This window comes from Pontibacillus sp. HN14, from assembly GCF_021129245.1.
Classification (GTDB): domain Bacteria; phylum Bacillota; class Bacilli; order Bacillales; family BH030062; genus Pontibacillus.
In genome coordinates, this window is the sequence record NZ_JAJOLR010000004.1 from 248,438 (window position 1) to 267,119 (window position 18,682).

The 18,682-nt window shown below is 43.5% G+C and carries 17 protein-coding genes; 12 read left to right on the forward strand and 5 right to left on the reverse strand.

Going from position 1 to position 18,682, the window contains the following annotated elements; all coding sequences use genetic code 11:
- Positions 1-148 precede the first annotated feature (148 nt).
- The gene (locus LQ226_RS14660; protein ID WP_231418700.1) at positions 149-565 is read left to right on the forward strand and encodes a disulfide oxidoreductase; all 417 of its coding nucleotides are present in this window, start codon (positions 149-151) and stop codon (positions 563-565) included.
- Between the two features lie 503 nt (positions 566-1,068).
- Here the strand turns inward: LQ226_RS14660 and LQ226_RS14665 are convergent.
- The 3 genes from LQ226_RS14665 to LQ226_RS14675 form a co-directional block, all read right to left on the reverse strand.
- Positions 1,069-1,767, reverse strand: a complete 699-nt coding sequence (locus LQ226_RS14665; protein WP_231418701.1) for an amino acid ABC transporter permease — start codon at positions 1,765-1,767, stop codon at positions 1,069-1,071.
- A 16-nt stretch (positions 1,768-1,783) separates the two neighbouring features.
- Positions 1,784-2,641 (reverse strand): transporter substrate-binding domain-containing protein, encoded by an 858-nt coding sequence (locus LQ226_RS14670; RefSeq protein WP_231418702.1) that lies wholly within the window; start codon positions 2,639-2,641, stop codon positions 1,784-1,786.
- A 212-nt stretch (positions 2,642-2,853) separates the two neighbouring features.
- Positions 2,854-3,348, reverse strand: a complete 495-nt coding sequence (locus LQ226_RS14675; protein ID WP_231418703.1) for an antibiotic biosynthesis monooxygenase family protein — start codon at positions 3,346-3,348, stop codon at positions 2,854-2,856.
- A 122-nt stretch (positions 3,349-3,470) separates the two neighbouring features.
- Here LQ226_RS14675 and LQ226_RS14680 point away from each other — a divergent pair, with 122 nt between their 5' ends.
- The 5 genes from LQ226_RS14680 (at position 3,471) to LQ226_RS14700 (ending at position 11,210) form a co-directional block, all read left to right on the forward strand.
- Positions 3,471-5,663 (forward strand): PBP1A family penicillin-binding protein, encoded by a 2,193-nt coding sequence (locus tag LQ226_RS14680; protein WP_231418704.1) that lies wholly within the window; start codon positions 3,471-3,473, stop codon positions 5,661-5,663.
- 624 nt (positions 5,664-6,287) lie between these two features.
- Entirely contained in the window at positions 6,288-7,325 is a 1,038-nt protein-coding gene (gene hemE, locus LQ226_RS14685) for a uroporphyrinogen decarboxylase (protein ID WP_231418755.1), read from the forward strand.
- Between the two features lie 37 nt (positions 7,326-7,362).
- Complete coding sequence (gene hemH, locus LQ226_RS14690) at positions 7,363-8,295, forward strand: ferrochelatase (RefSeq protein WP_231418705.1); 933 nt, start codon at positions 7,363-7,365, stop codon at positions 8,293-8,295.
- Positions 8,296-8,304: 9 nt separating this feature from the next.
- Entirely contained in the window at positions 8,305-9,714 is a 1,410-nt protein-coding gene (gene hemY / locus LQ226_RS14695; protein WP_231418706.1) for a protoporphyrinogen oxidase, read from the forward strand.
- A gap of 479 nt (positions 9,715-10,193) precedes the next feature.
- A complete protein-coding gene (locus LQ226_RS14700; RefSeq protein WP_231418707.1) occupies positions 10,194-11,210 on the forward strand; it encodes a LacI family DNA-binding transcriptional regulator in 1,017 nt (338 codons plus the stop codon).
- A gap of 244 nt (positions 11,211-11,454) precedes the next feature.
- Here LQ226_RS14700 and yhfH read toward each other — a convergent pair whose 3' ends face one another.
- A complete protein-coding gene (gene yhfH / locus LQ226_RS14705) occupies positions 11,455-11,583 on the reverse strand; it encodes a protein YhfH (protein ID WP_084599712.1) in 129 nt (42 codons plus the stop codon).
- A 122-nt stretch (positions 11,584-11,705) separates the two neighbouring features.
- Here yhfH and LQ226_RS14710 point away from each other — a divergent pair, with 122 nt between their 5' ends.
- Together LQ226_RS14710 and lplA are read left to right on the forward strand one after the other, a co-directional pair.
- Positions 11,706-12,443, forward strand: a complete 738-nt coding sequence (locus tag LQ226_RS14710; RefSeq protein WP_231418708.1) for an MBL fold metallo-hydrolase — start codon at positions 11,706-11,708, stop codon at positions 12,441-12,443.
- Between the two features lie 75 nt (positions 12,444-12,518).
- Entirely contained in the window at positions 12,519-13,523 is a 1,005-nt protein-coding gene (lplA, locus tag LQ226_RS14715) for a lipoate--protein ligase (protein ID WP_231418756.1), read from the forward strand.
- 41 nt (positions 13,524-13,564) lie between these two features.
- On the opposite strand, the gene LQ226_RS14720 is transcribed toward lplA, so the two are convergent.
- Positions 13,565-13,876: a YrhK family protein gene (locus LQ226_RS14720; RefSeq protein WP_354665926.1), complete on the reverse strand. Its 312-nt coding sequence runs from the start codon at positions 13,874-13,876 to the stop codon at positions 13,565-13,567.
- Positions 13,877-14,058: 182 nt separating this feature from the next.
- Between LQ226_RS14720 and LQ226_RS14725 the strand changes: the two genes are divergently transcribed.
- From LQ226_RS14725 to LQ226_RS14740, 4 genes are all read left to right on the forward strand, one after another.
- The gene (locus tag LQ226_RS14725; protein WP_231418709.1) at positions 14,059-15,594 is read left to right on the forward strand and encodes a fatty acid--CoA ligase family protein; all 1,536 of its coding nucleotides are present in this window, start codon (positions 14,059-14,061) and stop codon (positions 15,592-15,594) included.
- Between the two features lie 289 nt (positions 15,595-15,883).
- On the forward strand, positions 15,884-16,867 hold the full coding sequence (locus LQ226_RS14730; RefSeq protein WP_231418710.1) for an ABC transporter substrate-binding protein: 984 nt from the start codon (positions 15,884-15,886) through the stop codon (positions 16,865-16,867).
- A 13-nt stretch (positions 16,868-16,880) separates the two neighbouring features.
- Positions 16,881-17,900 carry an ABC transporter permease gene (locus LQ226_RS14735; RefSeq protein WP_231418711.1) on the forward strand — a complete coding sequence of 340 codons (1,020 nt, stop codon included), beginning with the start codon at positions 16,881-16,883 and terminating at the stop codon, positions 17,898-17,900.
- Positions 17,878-18,675 carry an ABC transporter ATP-binding protein gene (locus LQ226_RS14740; protein ID WP_231418712.1) on the forward strand — a complete coding sequence of 266 codons (798 nt, stop codon included), beginning with the start codon at positions 17,878-17,880 and terminating at the stop codon, positions 18,673-18,675. The genes LQ226_RS14735 and LQ226_RS14740 overlap by 23 nt, the downstream gene beginning before the upstream one ends.
- Positions 18,676-18,682: the final 7 nt, after the last annotated feature.

Below are 18,682 nucleotides of genomic sequence, written 5' to 3' on the forward strand. Positions count from 1 at the left end.
GCAGATACATGAAACCAAATTGCCAGAAACATTTTCTTAGCTCCCTATTTTTCAACAATCCTGAGTGGGTCACTTTATTTTTACTAGAATCCCATAGGAAGCTTTATTATACTAAGGGGAGAATGCTTTTTAATTGGAGATGTTTTGAATGAGCGAACGCGTACAAAAAGTACTCTTTTTCACATGGCTAACCTCTGTCATCGCGACATTCGGAAGCCTGTTCTTCTCTGAAGTGATGGATTTTATACCTTGTGAGAAGTGTTGGTATCAGCGGATCTTGATGTATCCACTTGTCTTGTTATACGGAATCTCCCTGGCCCGTAAGGATCTTCGATACGGAGCAGCCGGACTCATTATGAGCGGAGCTGGTGTGCTCGTAGCTACTTATCATTATGGGATGCAGAAGTTGCCGTTCTTGAAGGAAGCTGGGGAAGGATGTAGTGTTGTTTCGTGTGGTAGTGAGTATATTAATTGGGGAGGATTCATTACCATCCCGCTTTTATCTTTTACTGCATTTATCATCATTTTCATTTGTCATATGTGGATGCTCCGCAACAATAAATAAAAAAAGGCCCAGTGCTCATAGATGTGAGCACTGGGCTTTTTTGAGCGCTCCATATAAGCTAACTCATATGGGACGCTACAAGTTGAGAGAATGTTTCCGTTTGCTGTAGTCAGAGCAAAAGGTGGTTCGGGAAATCACTCGCTTTCCGCGGCGAGCTGGGAAGCCTCCTCGTTCGCATTCGCTCTCTGTGGGGTCTCCCCTAGGCTCCTTTTGCCGCAGGAGTCTCGCAATTTCCCGAACCACCTTTCCCTTATGTAGAAGAAACGGAAACATGCCGCATAAGGAAGCAGGACTTTTATCTTTGATCCAGGCTCAAGCAGAGGGCCGTTTCTACTCTATTTGGAAGGGGTGTCTGGGGAACGGGGAGACTCCTACGGGAGAGAGAGGTAGACGAGACCCCGGAATGAGCGTAGCGATTGAGGAGGCTCGACACCTCGCCCGTGGAAAGCGAGTCGTTCCCCAGACACCCCTAACTCTCATTAAATGCAAACGGCCCCCTAAGCCTATTTTTTGTGAAAGTCGTAGCGGGCTTCTAAACGCTCCTGGATCGTTGCGATGATGATGCAGAGTGGCCAGTAGATAAAGGCGACGAGCAAGTAAAGGGTCATGGCGTCACCTGTGCGACCGATGACAATCTTGGCATGCTGGATCATTTCAGGGACAGAGATCACAGCTGCTAGTGAAGTGGCTTTAACCAGATCAAGCATCACATTTGTAAGCGGAGGCAGGGCAATTCTTGTAGCTTGTGGGATAATGACGAAGCGTACCGTCTGCCAGTAACTAAAGCCTAGTGCACGTGAGGCTTCCCATTGTCCGTTTGAGACACTTTTAAGTGAGGCCCGAATGATCTCCGCGTTGTAAGCCGCGCTATTTAACCCGAACGCAATGACAGATGCTGTTACGGCCGTCATCGTAATGCCGATAAATGGCAATCCGAAATATAAGAGAAAGAGGAAGACCAAAATAGGGGTCCCTCTCATAAATGAGATATAGAGTCTTGATGGCCAACGTAAGTAAAATCGAGATGAAGAGCGACCTAGAGATAGAAAGAATCCTAGTAATAGACCAATTGCCATCCCGGCTAAGGAGATGGCAATGGTATAAGGAAGTCCTTCTAGAACAGTAGGTAAGCTCTCCCATGCAAGACGCGGGTTAAAGAGCTTGTCGAGTTCCATTTCTTGAAAGAAAGTAGGACTAATCATAGAGTATTCATTCCCTTTAGGACTCTAAGCCTTCGATTTCAGTAATTTCACCTTCAGGCTGTTTAGATGCGTCTTCTCCTAGGAAGAATTTCTTTGATAATTCTGTTAGCGTACCGTCTTCACGTAACTCTTCAAGGGCTTCATTCATTTTCTTCTGAAGCTCACTGTCTTCTTGTTCAAGAAGAATCGCTTGTTTGGTTGGGTGCACTTTGATGTCTGGGTGAAGAACGAGATCAAACTGAGGAAACGCATTGATTCCTAGTTTCGATAGATAGTAATCATTAATGATAACATCGGTATTGCCGTTGTCTACATCACGAAGGTAAATATCGTTTGTAGCGTTATCGTAAGTGACCACTTCAGCATCGTAATGACGAGCGATATCACTAAACACAGAAGTAGCAGCCCCTCCGGCTCTCTTGCCTTCAAGGTCTTCAAGTGTTTCAATGCCGCTTAATCCATCTTCACGAACAACCATCGTTGTATAGGAATATTTATAAGGAGTTGTGAACGCGTAGTTTTCTTCGCGTTTCTCTGTTACTTCTATGTCATTGATGGCTGCATCGATTCGTCCACTGTTCATGGCAGCGAATAGAGCGTCAAACCCCATCTCTTGAAACTTCACATCAACGCCTAATTTTTCGCCTACGGCACGCATGACCTCTACGTCATAGCCTGATAGTTGATCAGAATCTTCCGGATAGTAAGAGGTAGCGACCAATGTGCCAGAGGTACCGACGACAATTTCTCCATCTTCTTGCACTTGATCCCACGTCGTTGCTTCTTTTGCATTCTCATCGCCTTCTGTTGACCCACAAGCAGCTAAGACGAATACGAATGCTAAACTAGCTAAAAACATAAGTTGTTTTTTCATCGTTGCACGATCCTTTCCTGATGTATAGATATAGAAAACCTATCTAACTATAACAACATACCCTATCAATTTCAAAAGAATAAACTGGAATCTAGTAGCACGTGCCAGACACCCTTTACTCTAGTAAAGGGTGTCTGGCACGTGTCTGTACTTTAATGCGGGAAAGTGTGCAGGCATAAGAAAAGCCAGCTTTCTGCTGGCTTTGTGTATGATTAGTCTGGTTTTGTCATATGATACTTCGTTAAGTAGGCTGGTCCTGCTGAGAAAGATGGCTTTTCTTTACTTTGAGGGCCGGAGTTCTTGTGAGCCTTTTGGAAGGCTTGGGAATTCTTCCAGTCTTCGAAGCTTGATTCATCTTTCCACTGTGTGAAGACAACATATGTATTGCCTTCTGCTGGACGTAAAATGCGAATGGCCTGGAAACCAGGAGAATCTTCAATCGCACCTGCACGGTTTTTGAAGCGGTCTTCAAAGAGTGGACGTCCTTCGTCTGTTACAGGGATGTTGTTCATCACAACAAATCCTTCTTCCTGGAGCTCTCCCTGATGGTCTACGGTTTCGTAAGAGCGAGGCTCTTGGAAGATATTTTCCCCTTCCGTATAAGCAAGGGCGGAATTCTCACCCTGCATAATGAAGATTTTCTGATCGTTTTTTTCTGCTAAAGAAGCTAGGTAATCATAGGTGCCAAGTGTCATATATACATTCATGAAAACGTCTCCTTTCTATAAATGTAGTGTAGCAACGAAAGAATTTAAAAAGCAAGCAAGAAGGAAGGCTTTTTCTAAATCTTTGTGATAGCGTATAATATTGGTAAGGAACAAGCGCTCCAATGCACAATAGAACGATCGAGGTGAACGGCATGAATTGGAGAGAAATGAAGATCCCCGACTGGGTGAAGAGATGGCGCTGGCTGATCATTGTGGTAGCAAGTATGGTGGTGTTAGCTTTTGCCGGATATTTTACTTTACTTATCGGCGGGAAGAGAATCGTAGATGAGCGTCTCTTAGTGTTAGATGAAGCATCTGTGATTGAAACAAGAGACGGAGAAGAATTAACAAAATTGTATAAAGAAAATCGGACGGTTGTACCGATTCAGGATATTCCAGATCACGTAGAAAATGCGTTCATATCCATTGAGGATGGTCGTTTTTATGAGCATGCGGGTGTTGATGTGATCGCAACAGCCAGAGCTTTATACCGTGATTTAATTGCTATGGAGAAGGTAGAGGGCGGAAGTACGATTACACAACAGCTCTCGAAAAACTTGTTTTTAACCCATGATAAGACGTGGACAAGGAAGATCAAAGAAGTGATGGCTTCTTTATACTTAGAGCGAAACGTACCAAAGAAGAAGATTCTCGAATACTACTTAAATACGATTTACTTTGGGAATGGGTTGTATGGAATAGAGTCAGCCTCACAATACTTCTTTAATAAACCTGTCTCAGAGCTTTCTATAACAGAAGGCGCGTTACTAGCGGCACTTCCGAAAGGACCGAATTACTACGATCCTGTAGAGCACCCTGAACGCGCGAAAGATCGTCGTGACATTGTGATTAGTCGGATGCATGATGAGGGATATGTAACATCAGAAGAGGCTGTAGAGTTGCAACGCAAAAATCTTGGCATTAACCATGGAAGCAAAGAAGAAAAGCCTTGGCTTAATAGTTATCTTGATTTCGTCGTAACAGAGGCGAAAGAAGAATACGACCTCAGCCAGGAAGAATTGTATCAAGGTGGATACCGGATTGTAGTAAGCATGGATGAGGAGATTCAGCGTATTTCTCACGAAGTGATGCAGAGTGATGAATATTTCCCTGGTTCTGTTGAAGGTGTAGAAGGAACCTTTCTGTTAATGGACCAGGAAACAGGAGAGGTGGTAGCAGCTCACGGAGGCCGTAACAACGAGCGAGGCGACATGAACCGTTTGTTAGAAAAGCGCCAGCCTGGATCTGTTATGAAGCCACTAGCCGTCTATGGACCTGCTCTGGATCTGGAGCAGTACAGTCCTTACTCTCTCTTGGTAGACAAGCGGCGGTCATACGGGGAGTATACGCCTGAAAACTATGATTTCAAGTATGATGACTATATTTCGATTTACAAATCGCTCATGTTATCCAAAAATGCTTCAGCCGTATGGCTTTTAAACGAAATTGGTATTGATTATTCCAAGAACTATTTAGAAAAGTTAGGGATGGACCTTGAAGATAATGGGTTATCTATCGCTCTTGGCGGATTGAAAAATGGGGTGACGCCAGTCGATCTGGTCCGATCTTATCGAACGTTTATCCATGACGGTGAAATGATTGAACCTCACACGATCGTTGAAATATACGATAAAGACGGAGAACTTGTTCACAACTATGAGCCAGAACCCAAACAAATCTTTAAGCCTCAAACGGCCTGGTCCATTACACGGATGCTAGAATCTGTTGTAACAGAAGGTACAGGACGAAGCGGGGTGTATGAGAAAGCGCTGGCTGGGAAAACGGGATCCACTCAGCATCCATATGTAGATAAGAAGACAAAAGATGCCTGGTTTGTTGGGTTCACTCCTGAATATGTTGGTTCCGTTTGGATGGGATATGACCAATCAGACGAGAAGCATTACTTAGACGGGGGAAGTTCCTATCCTACCAAGCTAATGAAAGACGTCTTGACTAGAGTAGGCCAGGTGAAGGAACTGAAAAGCTCGTTCACACAACCGGATGGAGTGGAAGACATACCACCGCCAATTGATCTCCCGGTCATTGAAGACCTGAATGGAAACCTTTCATTCGGTTCCCTGACGCTTCTGCAAGCGAAGCTCACGTGGACACCTTCAAGAGATGACCGCGTCGTCTATCACATATACAGAGAAGAAGACGGCCAGGATGAGCGAATTGGAGAAGTAGAAGGAAGAGGACGCTACACTATCAAACGCCTAACCTTACTCCATGACGAAACCTATTACATCGTCCCATACGACCCCCTAACCAAGTTGGAGGGAACGGCTTCTAATAAAGTAAGAGTTGAATGGTAAAACAAAAGCGGAAGTCACCCGTTTAGCCCTGTATAGACTGGACTGAACCGTCGCGAGATAAAGGAAACACGATGAGCGTAAGCGAATCGATGTTGACTTATCGACCAGAGGTGAGGGAAGTCTACTAGGGGGTGGGTGATTGTAGCTGGATGAAAACAAAAGCGGAAGTCACCCGTTTAGCCCTGTATAGACTGGACTGAACCGTCGCGAGATAAAGGAAACACGATGAGCGTAAGCGAATCGATGTTGACTTATCGACCAGAGGTGAGGGAAGTCTACTAGGGGCTGGGTGATTGTAGCTGGATGAACCCAAAAGCGGAAGTCACCCGTTTAGCCCCGTACAGACTGGACTGAGCTAAAAAGGATCATTTTATAGACCAACACACAAAGCCACAGCAGTGCTCACTAGCATCTGCATGTGGCTTCTTTTATGAAAACGTTCGACAATATTTTTCATTTCGCATCAATGTTGTGTAGAATAGGGATAGGAAATAATAAGTAATCGACAAAATCATGACAATCTGCTTCATAATCTATACATAACATTCGTCAATGGGTATATTGGTAGATGAACAATTGATCACTGTCGACGTGCAAATGATCAATGTGAAAGGTGAGAACGGTATGACAAATTCATTTAATGACACAATCTTAAAAGCTTTCAGAGGCGAACAGACAGACCATGTACCTGTATGGTATATGAGGCAGGCCGGTCGTTCCCAGCCTGAATACAATAAATTGAAAGAGAAATACTCTTTATTCGAGATTACTCATCAACCAGAGTTATGCGCTTACGTAACCCGTTTACCAGTGGAAAACTATAACGTTGATGCAGCCATTCTCTATAAAGATATCATGTCACCTCTACCGGCAATTGGCGTGGATGTGGAGATCAAAAAAGGAATTGGGCCTGTCATCCATAACCCAATTCGTTCATTAGCTGATGTTGAAAAGCTTGGTGAAATTGATCCGCAATCTGACGTTCCTTACGTCTTAGATACCATTAAACTTCTAACAAAAGAGCAGTTAAACGTTCCATTAATCGGATTTAGCGGGGCACCGTTTACGATGGCGAGCTATATGATTGAAGGCGGACCTTCGAAGAATTATCATAAGACAAAAGCGATGATGTACACGGATCCGAAAGCCTGGTTCTTATTAATGGACAAACTGGCGGATCTTGTGATTCGTTACGTACGTGCGCAAATTCATTCAGGAGCGAAAGCGATTCAGATCTTTGATTCCTGGGTAGGAGCTCTAAGTGTGCGGGACTACCGTCAGTTTATCAAGCCTGTGATGGAGCGAATCTTCTCCGAGCTACGCTCAGAAAACGTACCCCTTATTATGCATGGTGTGGGGGCAACTCACCTAGCGAATGACTGGAATGACCTGCCTTTAGACGTGGTAGGACTTGATTGGCGTACAACGATCCATGAAGCACGAGATATGGGGATTACGAAAACAGTTCAGGGAAATCTTGATCCGGCCATATTGCTAGCCGATTGGGAGACGATAGAAGAACGTACAAAAGCTATACTAGACCAAGGGATGAGTCAGCCAGGTTTTGTATTTAACCTTGGCCACGGTGTCTTCCCTGATGTGAAACCTGAGACTCTTAAGCGATTAACGCAGTTTATTCATGAGTATTCTAAACAGTCGTAAGAACGATAAACTTTTTGCATAGAAGAGGTGTTAACGAATGGCAAAGAAAACAATGGGACTTCTTGTAATGGCATATGGTACACCCTATAAAGAAGAGGATCTGGAGCGATATTACACGCATATCCGTCGTGGACGCACGCCTTCACAAGAGATGATTGATGAACTACGCGGTCGTTACGAAGCAATTGGCGGTATTTCTCCACTTGCTCGCATCACACAAGAACAAGCAGATGCTTTAACAGCAAAGTTGAATGAAGTTCAGGAGGATGTGGAATTCAAGCTTTATTTAGGCTTGAAGCACATCGATCCCTTTATTGAAGATGCTGTTGAGCAAATGGCGAATGATGGAATTGAAGAGGCTGTATCAATTGTGTTGGCCCCTCACTACTCTACGTTCAGCGTGAAATCGTATAACGGACGTGCCCAAGAAGAGGCGGAAAAACATGGTGTAACGAAGATCACGTCTGTTGAGAGCTGGTACGATGAGGAAGGATTCATTCAATACTGGACCGAAGCGCTTCGCAAAGTATATGAAGAAATGCCAGCAGAAGAGCGTGAGAAATCCGTTCTGATTGTTTCGGCTCACAGTCTTCCTGAAAAGATCATTCAAAACGGAGACCCGTACCCGGATCAGCTTCAGAAAACGGCTGACCTGATTGCGGATCAACTTCAGATTCAAAACTATGAAATTGGTTGGCAAAGTGAAGGAAACACACCAGATCCTTGGATCGGACCAGATGTACAGGACTTAACGAGGGATCTTTACCACGAAAAAGGGTATCGTACGTTTGTTTATGCACCTGTTGGGTTTGTTTCTGATCATTTAGAAGTTCTTTATGATAACGATTATGAGTGTAAAGTTGTATGTGATGAGTTAGGTGCTTCATACTACCGTCCAGAAATGCCGAATACTCATCCATTATTTATTAGCACACTAGCAGAAGTGGTTTTAAAACAGGCTAAAAAGTAGGGGATAGCGATGTCTGAACAGAAAAAAGTGGTTGTAATAGGTGGCGGAATCACAGGATTATCGACAGCCTATTATTTGCAGAAAGAAGCAAAAGAGCATAATTTGCCTTATAGTGTGGAGTTATTAGAAGGAAGTAACCGTCTCGGCGGAATGATCCATACAGAGAACAGGGAAGGCTTCACAATTGAACGAGGCCCTGATTCACTCTTAGCCAGAAAGCCAAGCGTATTCAGGTTGATTGATGAAGTGGGACTCTCAAAAGATCTTGTCTCTGTGTCTACTGGAAAATCCTACGTGCTAGCGAATGAAAAGCTTCACGAAATTCCAAGCGGTTCGTATATGGGAATACCCGTCCAAGTTCGCCCATTTGTCTTTTCGACCTTGTTTTCCCCGATCGGGAAACTGCGCGCTGCGGGAGATTTCATTAAGCCAAAAAGTAAACCTCAAGGTGATCAATCTCTAGGGCACTTTTTCCGTAACCGTCTTGGAGATGAAGTGGTCGAGAACCTGATCGAACCGTTATTATCAGGAATCTATTCAGGGGATATCGACAACTTGAGCTTAATGGCGACATTCCCAAACTTCTATCAGATTGAGCAGAAGTACGGTGGAATCGTAAGAGGACTTCAAAAAACCGTACCGAAACCGGCTAATAAGCAAGGGAACAAGAAACCAAGTCCATTCCGAACGCTTCAAGGTGGATTAGGTTCCCTTGTAGAGGCTGTGGCTGATTCTCTAAATGAGGGCTCCGTTCATTTAGAAACGCGTGTATCAAGCATAGAGAAAAAAGCAGATGGATATGATCTGAAACTTCAGAATGGAGAAGAGGTTCACGCAGACAGTGTAGTCATCACCACACCGCACGCTTCTGCCCAGTCGATGCTATCACAATACTCCTTTATGGATTCCTTTAAGGACATGCCAGCTACTTCTGTAGCCAATGTGGCTATGGCCTTTGATCAATCCGCTATACAACAAGACATTAATGGTTCAGGCTTTCTCGTTTCTAGAAATAGCGACTACCGCATCACGGCTTGTACGTGGACACATAAGAAGTGGCCTCATACAACGCCTGAGGGGAAAGCTCTCCTCCGCGCTTACGTTGGCAAGCCAAGCGATCAGGGAGCTGTCGACCTATCAGATGAAGAGATTGCTGATCTCGTTTTAAAAGATTTAAATAAGACCATGAATATTACACAAGAGCCGGAGTTCTCTGTTGTTACTCGCTGGAGAGATTCGCGGGCTCAGTATACCGTTGGGCATAAAGATCGCTTGAAACAAATTAAAGCCGATCTCGTCGATGAACTACCTGGCGTTTACCTCGCCGGAGCCTCCTACGAGGGCCTTGGCATACCTGACTGTATTGACCAGGGTGAAGAAGCGGTTGAACATGTACTAGATTATTTAAAACAGAGCTAAAGTAGAGGGAGGGTAAATCTATGGATTTGCCCTCTTTTTTATGAGGTGGTGGTTGAGATGGTGCGGCTCGGCGTCTGGATGAAGCACAGTGACGTCGAGAAAGAGCTGACTGACGTCTAGATCAGAGGTAAGGGCGTCGAGAAAGAGGGAGAGCATGTCTAGATTAAGCGTATGGATGTCGAGAAAAAGGGAGAGGATGTCTAGATTAAGCGCAGTGACGTCGAGATAGAGAGCGCTGACGTCTAGAAGAGCAAGCAGGACGTCTAGAAACAGGGGACAACATCGAGATTAAACAGCTCAACGTCTAGAATTACTTCCTGCTCCGAAAGCTGTTTCATAGGTACTGTTTGCAACATTCAAACGGTTGCGCTTTATTCTGATGTTGCAAGAAATTCCAAAGACTAGTAGAATCGTATATATGAAAACGATTTCATTTTGTGAATCGAGTATCGGATTTTTATCATCAGGGGGCGTTTACAGTGGCAACAATTGAGGATGTTGCAAGATTTGCAGGGTTGTCTAGGACAACGGTTTCTCGAGTCATTAATGATCAGCCGTATGTGTCAGAGGAAAAGCGTAGCCGAGTGGAAGATGCTATGAAAGCTTTAGGATATGTGCCAAATTCATCTGCAAGGCGACTTCGAAGCCAAAAGACAGAAACAATCGCCGTGTTACTGCCTAGAATTACAAATCCTTTTTTTAATCATTTAATAGAATCAATGGAGATGAAAGCTTCTGAATGGGGCTATCAGGTGATTATTTGCCAAACACATGATTCCCCTCAGAAAGAACGTGATTATCTAGAGCTTCTCCGCAAGAAACAAGTAGACGGGATCATCCTTACATCTATCCAAAATGAATGGGAAGTAATAGAAGGATACTTACAATCGGGTCCAATCGTGTTGTGCAATGAGAATGTAGAAGAAGCGCAAGTGCCTGTTGTACATGTTGATCAGGCTAAGGCAGCTTATGAAGCGACTGTTCACCTGATTGAACAAGGGGCTTCGGAAATTGCGTTTTTACACGGAGGAGAAGATAGCTACGTCTTCCGGCATCGTGAGCGAGGATTTTTGAAAGCGCTTCACGAGAGGCGGCTACCACGTCTAGAAGCAGAGGTGTTTAGCTCTGCGGTGGACGTTGAGAGTGGGCGAGCGTTGTTTCACCAAATACGGAACAATTATCCTTCCATTAACGGAGTGTTTGCAGGATCAGATGAAGTCGCAGCCGGTTTTATTTATGAAGCCGTTCAAGCAGGTGTGAAAGTACCTGAAGAGATTAGCGTTGTTGGTTTCGATAATCAAGCGATCTCTATGTTGATGAAGCCATCCATTACCACCGTAGAGCAACCTGTACAAGATATGGGAGAACGTTGTGTCGAACTGTTAATCCATCAGGTGGAGAACGGGTATAGCTTAAAAAGGGAAGAGCACGTTTTCAAGCACCGTTTACAAGCGAGAGCTTCCACCACTCGTCAATCAAAATTAGTCACACTATAAGGACAGCGTTCCTTTATAGAAGAATTAATGGGATTATGAAAAGCATTCCGAATAAAGGGGAATGCTTTTTTTGTATGCTCTTGTCTTTATTCTAGGTGATATAAAATAGGCACAAGCTGTACTAGTACTGTTTGATAAATAGACAAGAAAAAAGAACAGTGGATACTGTTCTTAAGAGTGGAACGTTATTGTTTGTTTAGGTTGTAGATCGTGAGGTACATTAAGAGTAGCTATTCTCTTGAGGTTAGCGAGCTGGGTCGTCGCATTCTTCACAAACGTCGCCATAGCAGTCAGCTTGCTCTTGGATTGCATTGCCACAAGCAGTACATTTCTTTTCAGGAAGTGTTTTGAAAAACTCGATTGGACTCATCATCGGAAAATCCCTCCAGTTAGTTTGTGTACTTTTATTGTATTATAACAGATTGAATAATACAACACTTTGTTTTATAACAACTTGTACTTTTTTTAAAATACCCGATAGGGGGATCTATAAACATGAAAGTAACCGTAAATGGATTTTGGGGTGGATACCCTGCAGTAAATAGTGCTACATCTAGTTATCTTGTGACATCTGGAGACTTTACGCTCCTTGTCGACTGTGGAAGTGGGGCTTTAGCGCACTTGCAGTCGAAAGTAAATGTGATGGACATTGATGCAGTCATTCTGTCTCACTATCATTTTGACCATGTAGCGGATATCGGCGTGATGCAATATGCGTGGAAGGTTCAGAACATTTTAAATGAAACGGAAGAAGTCTTGCCGATCTATGGACATAAAGAAGATCAGGCTGGGTTTGAAGCTCTTACGCATGATCGTACGGAGGGCATAGGCTATGACCCTGAGCAGACACTTGAAGTTGGACCTTTTACCATTCAATTTATGAAGACAGCTCATCCTGTACCATGTTATGCGATGCGTATTTCTGACGGTACATCTTCGTTCGTCTATACAGCAGACTCAAGCTATTTAGAAGGGTTCATCTCGTTTAGCGAAGGAACGGACTTGCTTATTACGGATTCAAACTTTTACAAAGGAATGGATGGGACAAATCCAGGCCATATGACGAGTGAAGAGGTAGGTAAGATTGCTCGAGAAGCAAAGGTGGGAGAGCTGTGGTTAAGTCATTTACCGCACTTTGGGAACGTCCAGGATTTAAAAGATCAAGCAGCTGAGGAGTACGCTGGGAAGATTCAATTAGCCGAGGAAGGATTAATTTGGGACTCAGAAGCATAGTCACGGGAATTGAATAGATGGAGCGAATCCATTACAATGAAAGTCGATAGAGACGAATAGGAGGAATGGACTATGATGCTTTTTGTAGACCATGAGGGGATTAACGATCCGCGCATTAACTTAGCGATCGAAGAATATGTACTTAAGAATTTAGAGATTGATGATGATACAAGCTACTTGCTGTTCTATATCAACAAACCTTCCATTATCATCGGGAAGAACCAGAATACAATAGAAGAGATTAATACGGACTATGTTGAGGACAACGGTATTCACGTCGTTCGTCGCCTATCTGGTGGAGGTGCTGTCTATCATGACCTTGGGAACTTGAATTTTAGTTTCCTAACAAAAGATGATGGGAACAGCTTTAATGACTTTGCAAAGTTCACAAAACCTGTAACAGATGCCCTGCAAAAACTTGGCGTGAAAGCAGAGCTTTCCGGGCGCAACGATATTCAGCTAGAGGATGGCCGTAAGATTTCAGGAAATGCTCAATTCTCTACGAAAGGCCGCATGTTTAGTCATGGTACGTTGATGTTCGATTCAGAAATTGAGAACGTTGTATCTGCATTACGTGTGAAATCTGAGAAAATTCGCTCGAAAGGGATAAAATCTATCCGTAGTCGCGTAGCGAATATTTCAGAATACTTAACAGAAGAGTTATCGATGGAAGAGTTTAAAGCAATGATTCTTCGTTATATTTTCGATGTTGAGAATGTGGAAGATGTTCCTCAATATAAACTAACAGAAGAAGATTGGAAAAACATTTACGCCCTTTCAGAAGAACGTTACCAGCAGTGGGATTGGAATTATGGGAAATCCCCGGCGTCTAATATCCAGCATTCACATCGTTTTGACGGAGGGACAGTTGATGTCCGTCTAGATGTGAAGAAGGGCATGATTGAAAATGCTAAGATTTACGGTGATTTCTTTGGTGTAGGAGATGTAAGTGAGATTGAGAATCGCTTGATTGGGACACGCTATGAACGTAGCGCGATTGATGAAGCGATCCAGGACTTAGACATTTCTCACTATCTTGGCCGTATTTCAAAAGAAGATTTCTTATCTTTAATCTACTAAACATACTGAAAACCGCTTGAGCGAGTTGCTCAAGCGGTTTTTTATTGCTTTTGTTCATACTCTTCCTTGTAGTATTTTTTTAAATGAATTCGATGAACGAGGCGGATAGTGGGTCTGATTAATAATTGAAAACTCCCTATAACGAATAAGGTGACACCCCAGGTCTTAACCGTTCCCTCAAAATAAAAGCAAATACTTCCGATGAAAAACCAAAGGCCTAGGAGAATATCATTTAATGTATAAAGGATTTGATAAGGCTTTTTAAAGAATAAATCATGGTGACCAACTTTCATGTCAACGTAATCTTCTTTACTTTGAGTCTGAGCGTCCGTTTGTTGTTGATCCTGACTCATAAAAGTAACCCCTCCTTATTTTCTCTATTCACCTATTACCCATTTGTGTGGGGCTTTTAATCTAGTAGATTCTGAATGTATGGGCTTGCTCAAAAATTGTCAGTATTTTATAATAAGTGTGACTGTTTTTTTTACTTAAAAATGAATGACTATTCATTCATGATGAAGGGGAGTGGGCTTTTTTGAACATAAGTGATCAACTGTCAGTAACAGCGAAAGACAATCCATCAAAGACGGCTTTTATTTTTCAAGGTGAGAAAACGAGCTACATGGAGTTAGAAGGTGCAGTTACGAAGTTTGCGTCCAGTTTAAAAGAGTTAGGGTATAAACAAGGGGATCATATTGCGCTCGTCTCAGGTAATAGTCCTTACTATGTGATTGGCTTATATGGGGCGTTGCGATTGGGACTTACAGTCATCCCAATTAACCCAATTTATACTGTGGAAGAGATGCGCTATATTTTAAAGAATGGCGATGTTAACGGCGTCATTACCATGGATTTATTTATGGATAAGTTTGCTGCTTTGGCTTCAGATTTTCCAGAAATTAAGCATTACATTGTGGGAGAGACCGGAGCTGATCCAGCGAGTGCACGCGAATTGTTAAACGATAAAATGAAATCGTTTACAAGATTGGTGAAGGATGGAGAACTGTCACTCGAAAGGCCAAACGTTGATGAGGAAGACGTGGCTATCATTCTTTATACGTCTGGTACAACAGGGAAACCTAAGGGAGCCATGCTTACCCATAAGAATGTCTATTCTAATGCCAAAGACGTAGCGGATTATTTGAAATATAGTCCTGATGACAAAGTTATTGCGACTCTTCCTATGTTTCACGTATTCTGCTTCACCGTAGTATTAAACGCTCCTTTAATGAATGGGGGAACCGTTTTAATCCTTCCAAAGTTCTCGCCAGCAGATGTGTTTGAGGTTGCGAAGAATGAAGGAGCTACTGTGTTTGCAGGTGTCCCGACGATGTATAACTACTTGCTTCAGGGGGGAGAGGCCCACCGAGATGATTTCAAAAGTATACGGTTGTGCATTTCAGGGGGAGCTTCAATGCCAGTGGCCCTGTTGAAACAATTTGAACAAGCCTTCCAGGTTATTGTTTCAGAAGGATACGGATTATCTGAGGCCGCACCTGTTACGTGCTTTAATCCTCTTGATCGTCCGAGAAAAGCTGGCTCCATTGGTCAAAATATTTGGCACGTTGAGAACCGGGTTGTCGATGAACTTGGGGATGAGGTGCCTGTTGGAGAGGTTGGAGAACTTGTCGTTCGCGGACCGAACGTCATGAAAGGGTATTACAAGTTGCCAGAAGAGACAGCAGTGACGCTCCGTGATGGCTGGTTGTATACAGGAGATATGGCCAGAATGGATGAAGAGGGGTATTTCTTCATTGTGGATCGAAAGAAAGATATGATTCTAGTAGGAGGGTACAACGTTTATCCTCGTGAAGTAGAAGAAGTCCTTTATCAACATCCTAATGTTACAGAAGTCGCTGTCATAGGCGCGCCTGATCCAAACCTCGGAGAAGCGGTACAAGCATTCGTTGTGGTGAACACTTCGATTTCAGAAGAGGAGTTATTAGCCTATTGTAAAGAGCACTTGGCCAAGTACAAGTTGCCAACGGTTATCGAATTCTTAGATGAATTACCAAAGAACACAACCGGTAAGATCTTAAGAAAGAGCTTGCGGGAACGGATTACGCATTAATGGTTTGTCTCCATCAATGGGAGCAAATGAATAAGAAACTAGATCGAGTATAGAATCCATTTGGGTTTTATACTCGATTTTTATTTGGTTCGTTTCCAGGACATCCTTACTCCATTTAAAACAAAACAGAAACATTCTCTCAGTAAGAACAAGTAAAGAATTTTCTAACAAATTTAACAAACCCTCTTGCAATCTAGTAGAAAATCCGATAGTTTAGTACATATCAAATTTTAGTGCGTAAAAGCATAAAAGCATAAAAGTGCTAAAGTACATAAGAGGGGGAGCAACAATGAAGAAGTGGTTATTGGTCGTAAGCGTCATGGCTATCATGGCAGTCGCTGGCTGTTCGAGTTCAGAGGCGAAAGAAGGAAATGGGAAAGAGCAATCATATGATTATACAATCGGTGTGTCTCAAATTGTTGAGCACCCTTCATTAGATGCAGCACAAGAAGGGTTTAAAGCCGCTTTTGATGAAGCCGATCTTTCAGTGAAGTTCGATGTACAACTCGCTCAGGGCGATGCAAAGAACAATCAGACCATCGCGGATAATTTTGTTGGAGATGAGGTTGATTTGATCTTTGCCAATTCAACAGGTAGTGCTCAAAGCGCACTAAATGCAACGGACGATATTCCAATTGTATTCACATCCGTAACAGATCCTGTGGGCTCAAATTTAGTTGATTCCATGGAAGCACCAGGAGGAAATGTGACAGGGACTACAGATACGCATCCGGATGCCATTCCAAATACGATTTCCTTTATGAAAGAAGAAATGGGTGTAGAGAAGGTGGGAATGCTGTATAACCCGAGCGAGCAAAACTCTTCTTCTCAAGTTGAACGAGTGAAAGAGATCGCTGGCGATCAATTGGAAATTAAAACAGCTACGGTTACCACTTCAGCTGAAGTCAAACAAGCAGCGGAATCATTGGCTGGAAAAGTAGATGCCCTCTACATCGTGACAGATAATACCGTCGTCAGTGCTCTTGAATCTGTATTGATTGTCGGTCAGGAAGAAGATACTCCTGTCCTTGTAGGGGAACTAGATTCAGTGGAGCGCGGTGGCTTCGCAGCGTATGGGTTTGATTACTACGACATTGGGTTTGAAGCAGGACAAAAAGCAATTGAAATTCTCGAAGAAGGAAAGAATCCTGGCGACATTGAAGTTTCTTATCCACAAAACTTGAAGCTTCAAATCAACCAAAAGGCAGCGGAAGAAATGGGCGTAGACATTCAAGATGATTGGAAAGAAGAAGCTGAGATCATAGAAAAGTAGAGGAGGGATCATCATGACAGGAGCACTAGTCGGCGCAATTGAATCAGGATTATTGTACGCCATTATGGCGCTTGGTGTTTATATTAGCTTTCGCATTCTGGATTTTCCTGATCTTACAGTAGACGGTAGCTTTGTGACGGGCGGAGCTGTTGCCTCGGTTCTAATGGTAAATGGGACATCACCATTCTTAGCTACGCTAGCAGGGGGAGCCGCTGGGTTTATCGCAGGGTGTATAACAGGTTTTCTTCATACAAAAGGGAAAATTAACCCATTATTATCAGGAATCTTGATGATGATTGCTCTTTACTCCATTAACTTACGGATTATGGGGCGTCCGAACATTCCTCTTCTAAATGAAGAGACACTCTTTTCTCAAATTGAGAACTGGTGGGCGTCTACCGGTATTGATGGTGCATTGATGGCTCCTTTTCAAGCGCTTGGAATAGAAGGGGCTGCGCCGAATACGTTTTATGTGCTGCTGTTTGGAACGCTTCTCATTATTGTAGTGAAGAAGGTGCTCGATTGGTTCTTGCAGACAGAGTCAGGAATTGCACTACGAGCAACAGGGGACAATGCAAAGATGATTAAGAGTTTATCAGCGAATACGGGCCTTTATATTATGATTGGACTTGGTCTTTCGAACGCCCTTGTTGCGATGAGCGGGGCCTTAATCGTTCAGTACAATGGTTTTGCTGATGTAGGACTTGGTGTTGGAATGATTATTGTCGGTCTTGCATCCGTTATTATCGGTGAAGGGGTGTTCGGACGTAAGTCGATCGCTCGTACAACACTTGCTGTTGTATTAGGAGCTGTCTTATACCGAATCATTCTGGCTGTGGCTATGCAGGTCGAGTTTGTGAAAGCCAGTGATTTAAAGTTAATTACGGCTATTATTGTAACAGGAGCCCTTGTTATTCCGACATTCTCAAGTCAGCTTAAAGAAAGAATGGAGCGCAGGCGTCAGCAGAAAGCTTTAACAGCAGAAATGAGACAAGAAAGGGGACAGGACGTTGTTAAACCTCAAACAGATTGAGAAAACCTTCTATAAAGGGACACCAGATGAGAAACGCGCGATTGACGGGGTATCTCTGACGCTTGAGGAAGGAGACTTCCTCACGGTGATTGGGAGTAATGGGGCAGGGAAGTCTACCCTTTTAAACTTGATTGCAGGTGTCTTGTTCCCTGATCAGGGGCTTATGGCAGTAGATGATTTAAATATGACCTACCTCCCTGAACATAAGCGATCGAAGTGGATTGGCCGAGTGTTCCAGGATCCCATGGCTGGTACAGCCCCTCACATGACGATAGAAGAGAACCTGACCTTAGCCCTTGGACGGACAAAGAAGCGGGGGCTTGGACGTGGGGTAAGCGCAGCCAGGAAGAAAGAGTTCAAAAAGCTTCTTCAAGATATGAACGTGAATCTCCATGACCGTCTCAACACACAGGTCGGACTGTTATCAGGAGGAGAACGTCAAGCTCTTTCACTATTAATGGCGACTTTTACGGAGCCGCGTATTCTCTTGCTTGACGAACACACAGCCGCGCTCGACCCAGCCCGAGCTGAACACATTACATCGATAACAAGAGACGTGGTGGATAAGCACCAACTGACGACGTTAATGGTCACGCATGACATGGAACAAGCACTCTCCCTTGGAAACCGCTTGATTATGATGGATGAAGGCAAAATCATCTTTCATGCAGACGCGGAAGAAAAGAAACAGCTAACAGTGGCAGACTTATTAGAAGCCTTCCAAAAAGCTCGCGGCAAATCATTAGCCGATGATAAGACGTTGTTGCAGAAATAAAAAAGAA

Excerpts from the sequence above, each read along its gene's own strand:
- LQ226_RS14660 (WP_231418700.1), top strand. The coding sequence starts at position 149 with ATGAGCGAACGCGTACAAAAAGTACTCTTTTTCACATGGCTAACCTCT.
- LQ226_RS14665 (WP_231418701.1), bottom strand. The coding sequence starts at position 1,767 with ATGATTAGTCCTACTTTCTTTCAAGAAATGGAACTCGACAAGCTCTTT.
- LQ226_RS14670 (WP_231418702.1), bottom strand. The coding sequence starts at position 2,641 with ATGAAAAAACAACTTATGTTTTTAGCTAGTTTAGCATTCGTATTCGTC.
- LQ226_RS14675 (WP_231418703.1), bottom strand. The coding sequence starts at position 3,348 with ATGAATGTATATATGACACTTGGCACCTATGATTACCTAGCTTCTTTA.
- LQ226_RS14680 (WP_231418704.1), top strand. The coding sequence starts at position 3,471 with ATGCACAATAGAACGATCGAGGTGAACGGCATGAATTGGAGAGAAATG.
- hemE (WP_231418755.1), top strand. The coding sequence starts at position 6,288 with ATGACAAATTCATTTAATGACACAATCTTAAAAGCTTTCAGAGGCGAA.
- hemH (WP_231418705.1), top strand. The coding sequence starts at position 7,363 with ATGGCAAAGAAAACAATGGGACTTCTTGTAATGGCATATGGTACACCC.
- hemY (WP_231418706.1), top strand. The coding sequence starts at position 8,305 with ATGTCTGAACAGAAAAAAGTGGTTGTAATAGGTGGCGGAATCACAGGA.
- yhfH (WP_084599712.1), bottom strand. The coding sequence starts at position 11,583 with ATGATGAGTCCAATCGAGTTTTTCAAAACACTTCCTGAAAAGAAATGT.
- LQ226_RS14710 (WP_231418708.1), top strand. The coding sequence starts at position 11,706 with ATGAAAGTAACCGTAAATGGATTTTGGGGTGGATACCCTGCAGTAAAT.
- lplA (WP_231418756.1), top strand. The coding sequence starts at position 12,519 with ATGCTTTTTGTAGACCATGAGGGGATTAACGATCCGCGCATTAACTTA.
- LQ226_RS14720 (WP_354665926.1), bottom strand. The coding sequence starts at position 13,876 with ATGAGTCAGGATCAACAACAAACGGACGCTCAGACTCAAAGTAAAGAA.
- LQ226_RS14730 (WP_231418710.1), top strand. The coding sequence starts at position 15,884 with ATGAAGAAGTGGTTATTGGTCGTAAGCGTCATGGCTATCATGGCAGTC.
- LQ226_RS14735 (WP_231418711.1), top strand. The coding sequence starts at position 16,881 with ATGACAGGAGCACTAGTCGGCGCAATTGAATCAGGATTATTGTACGCC.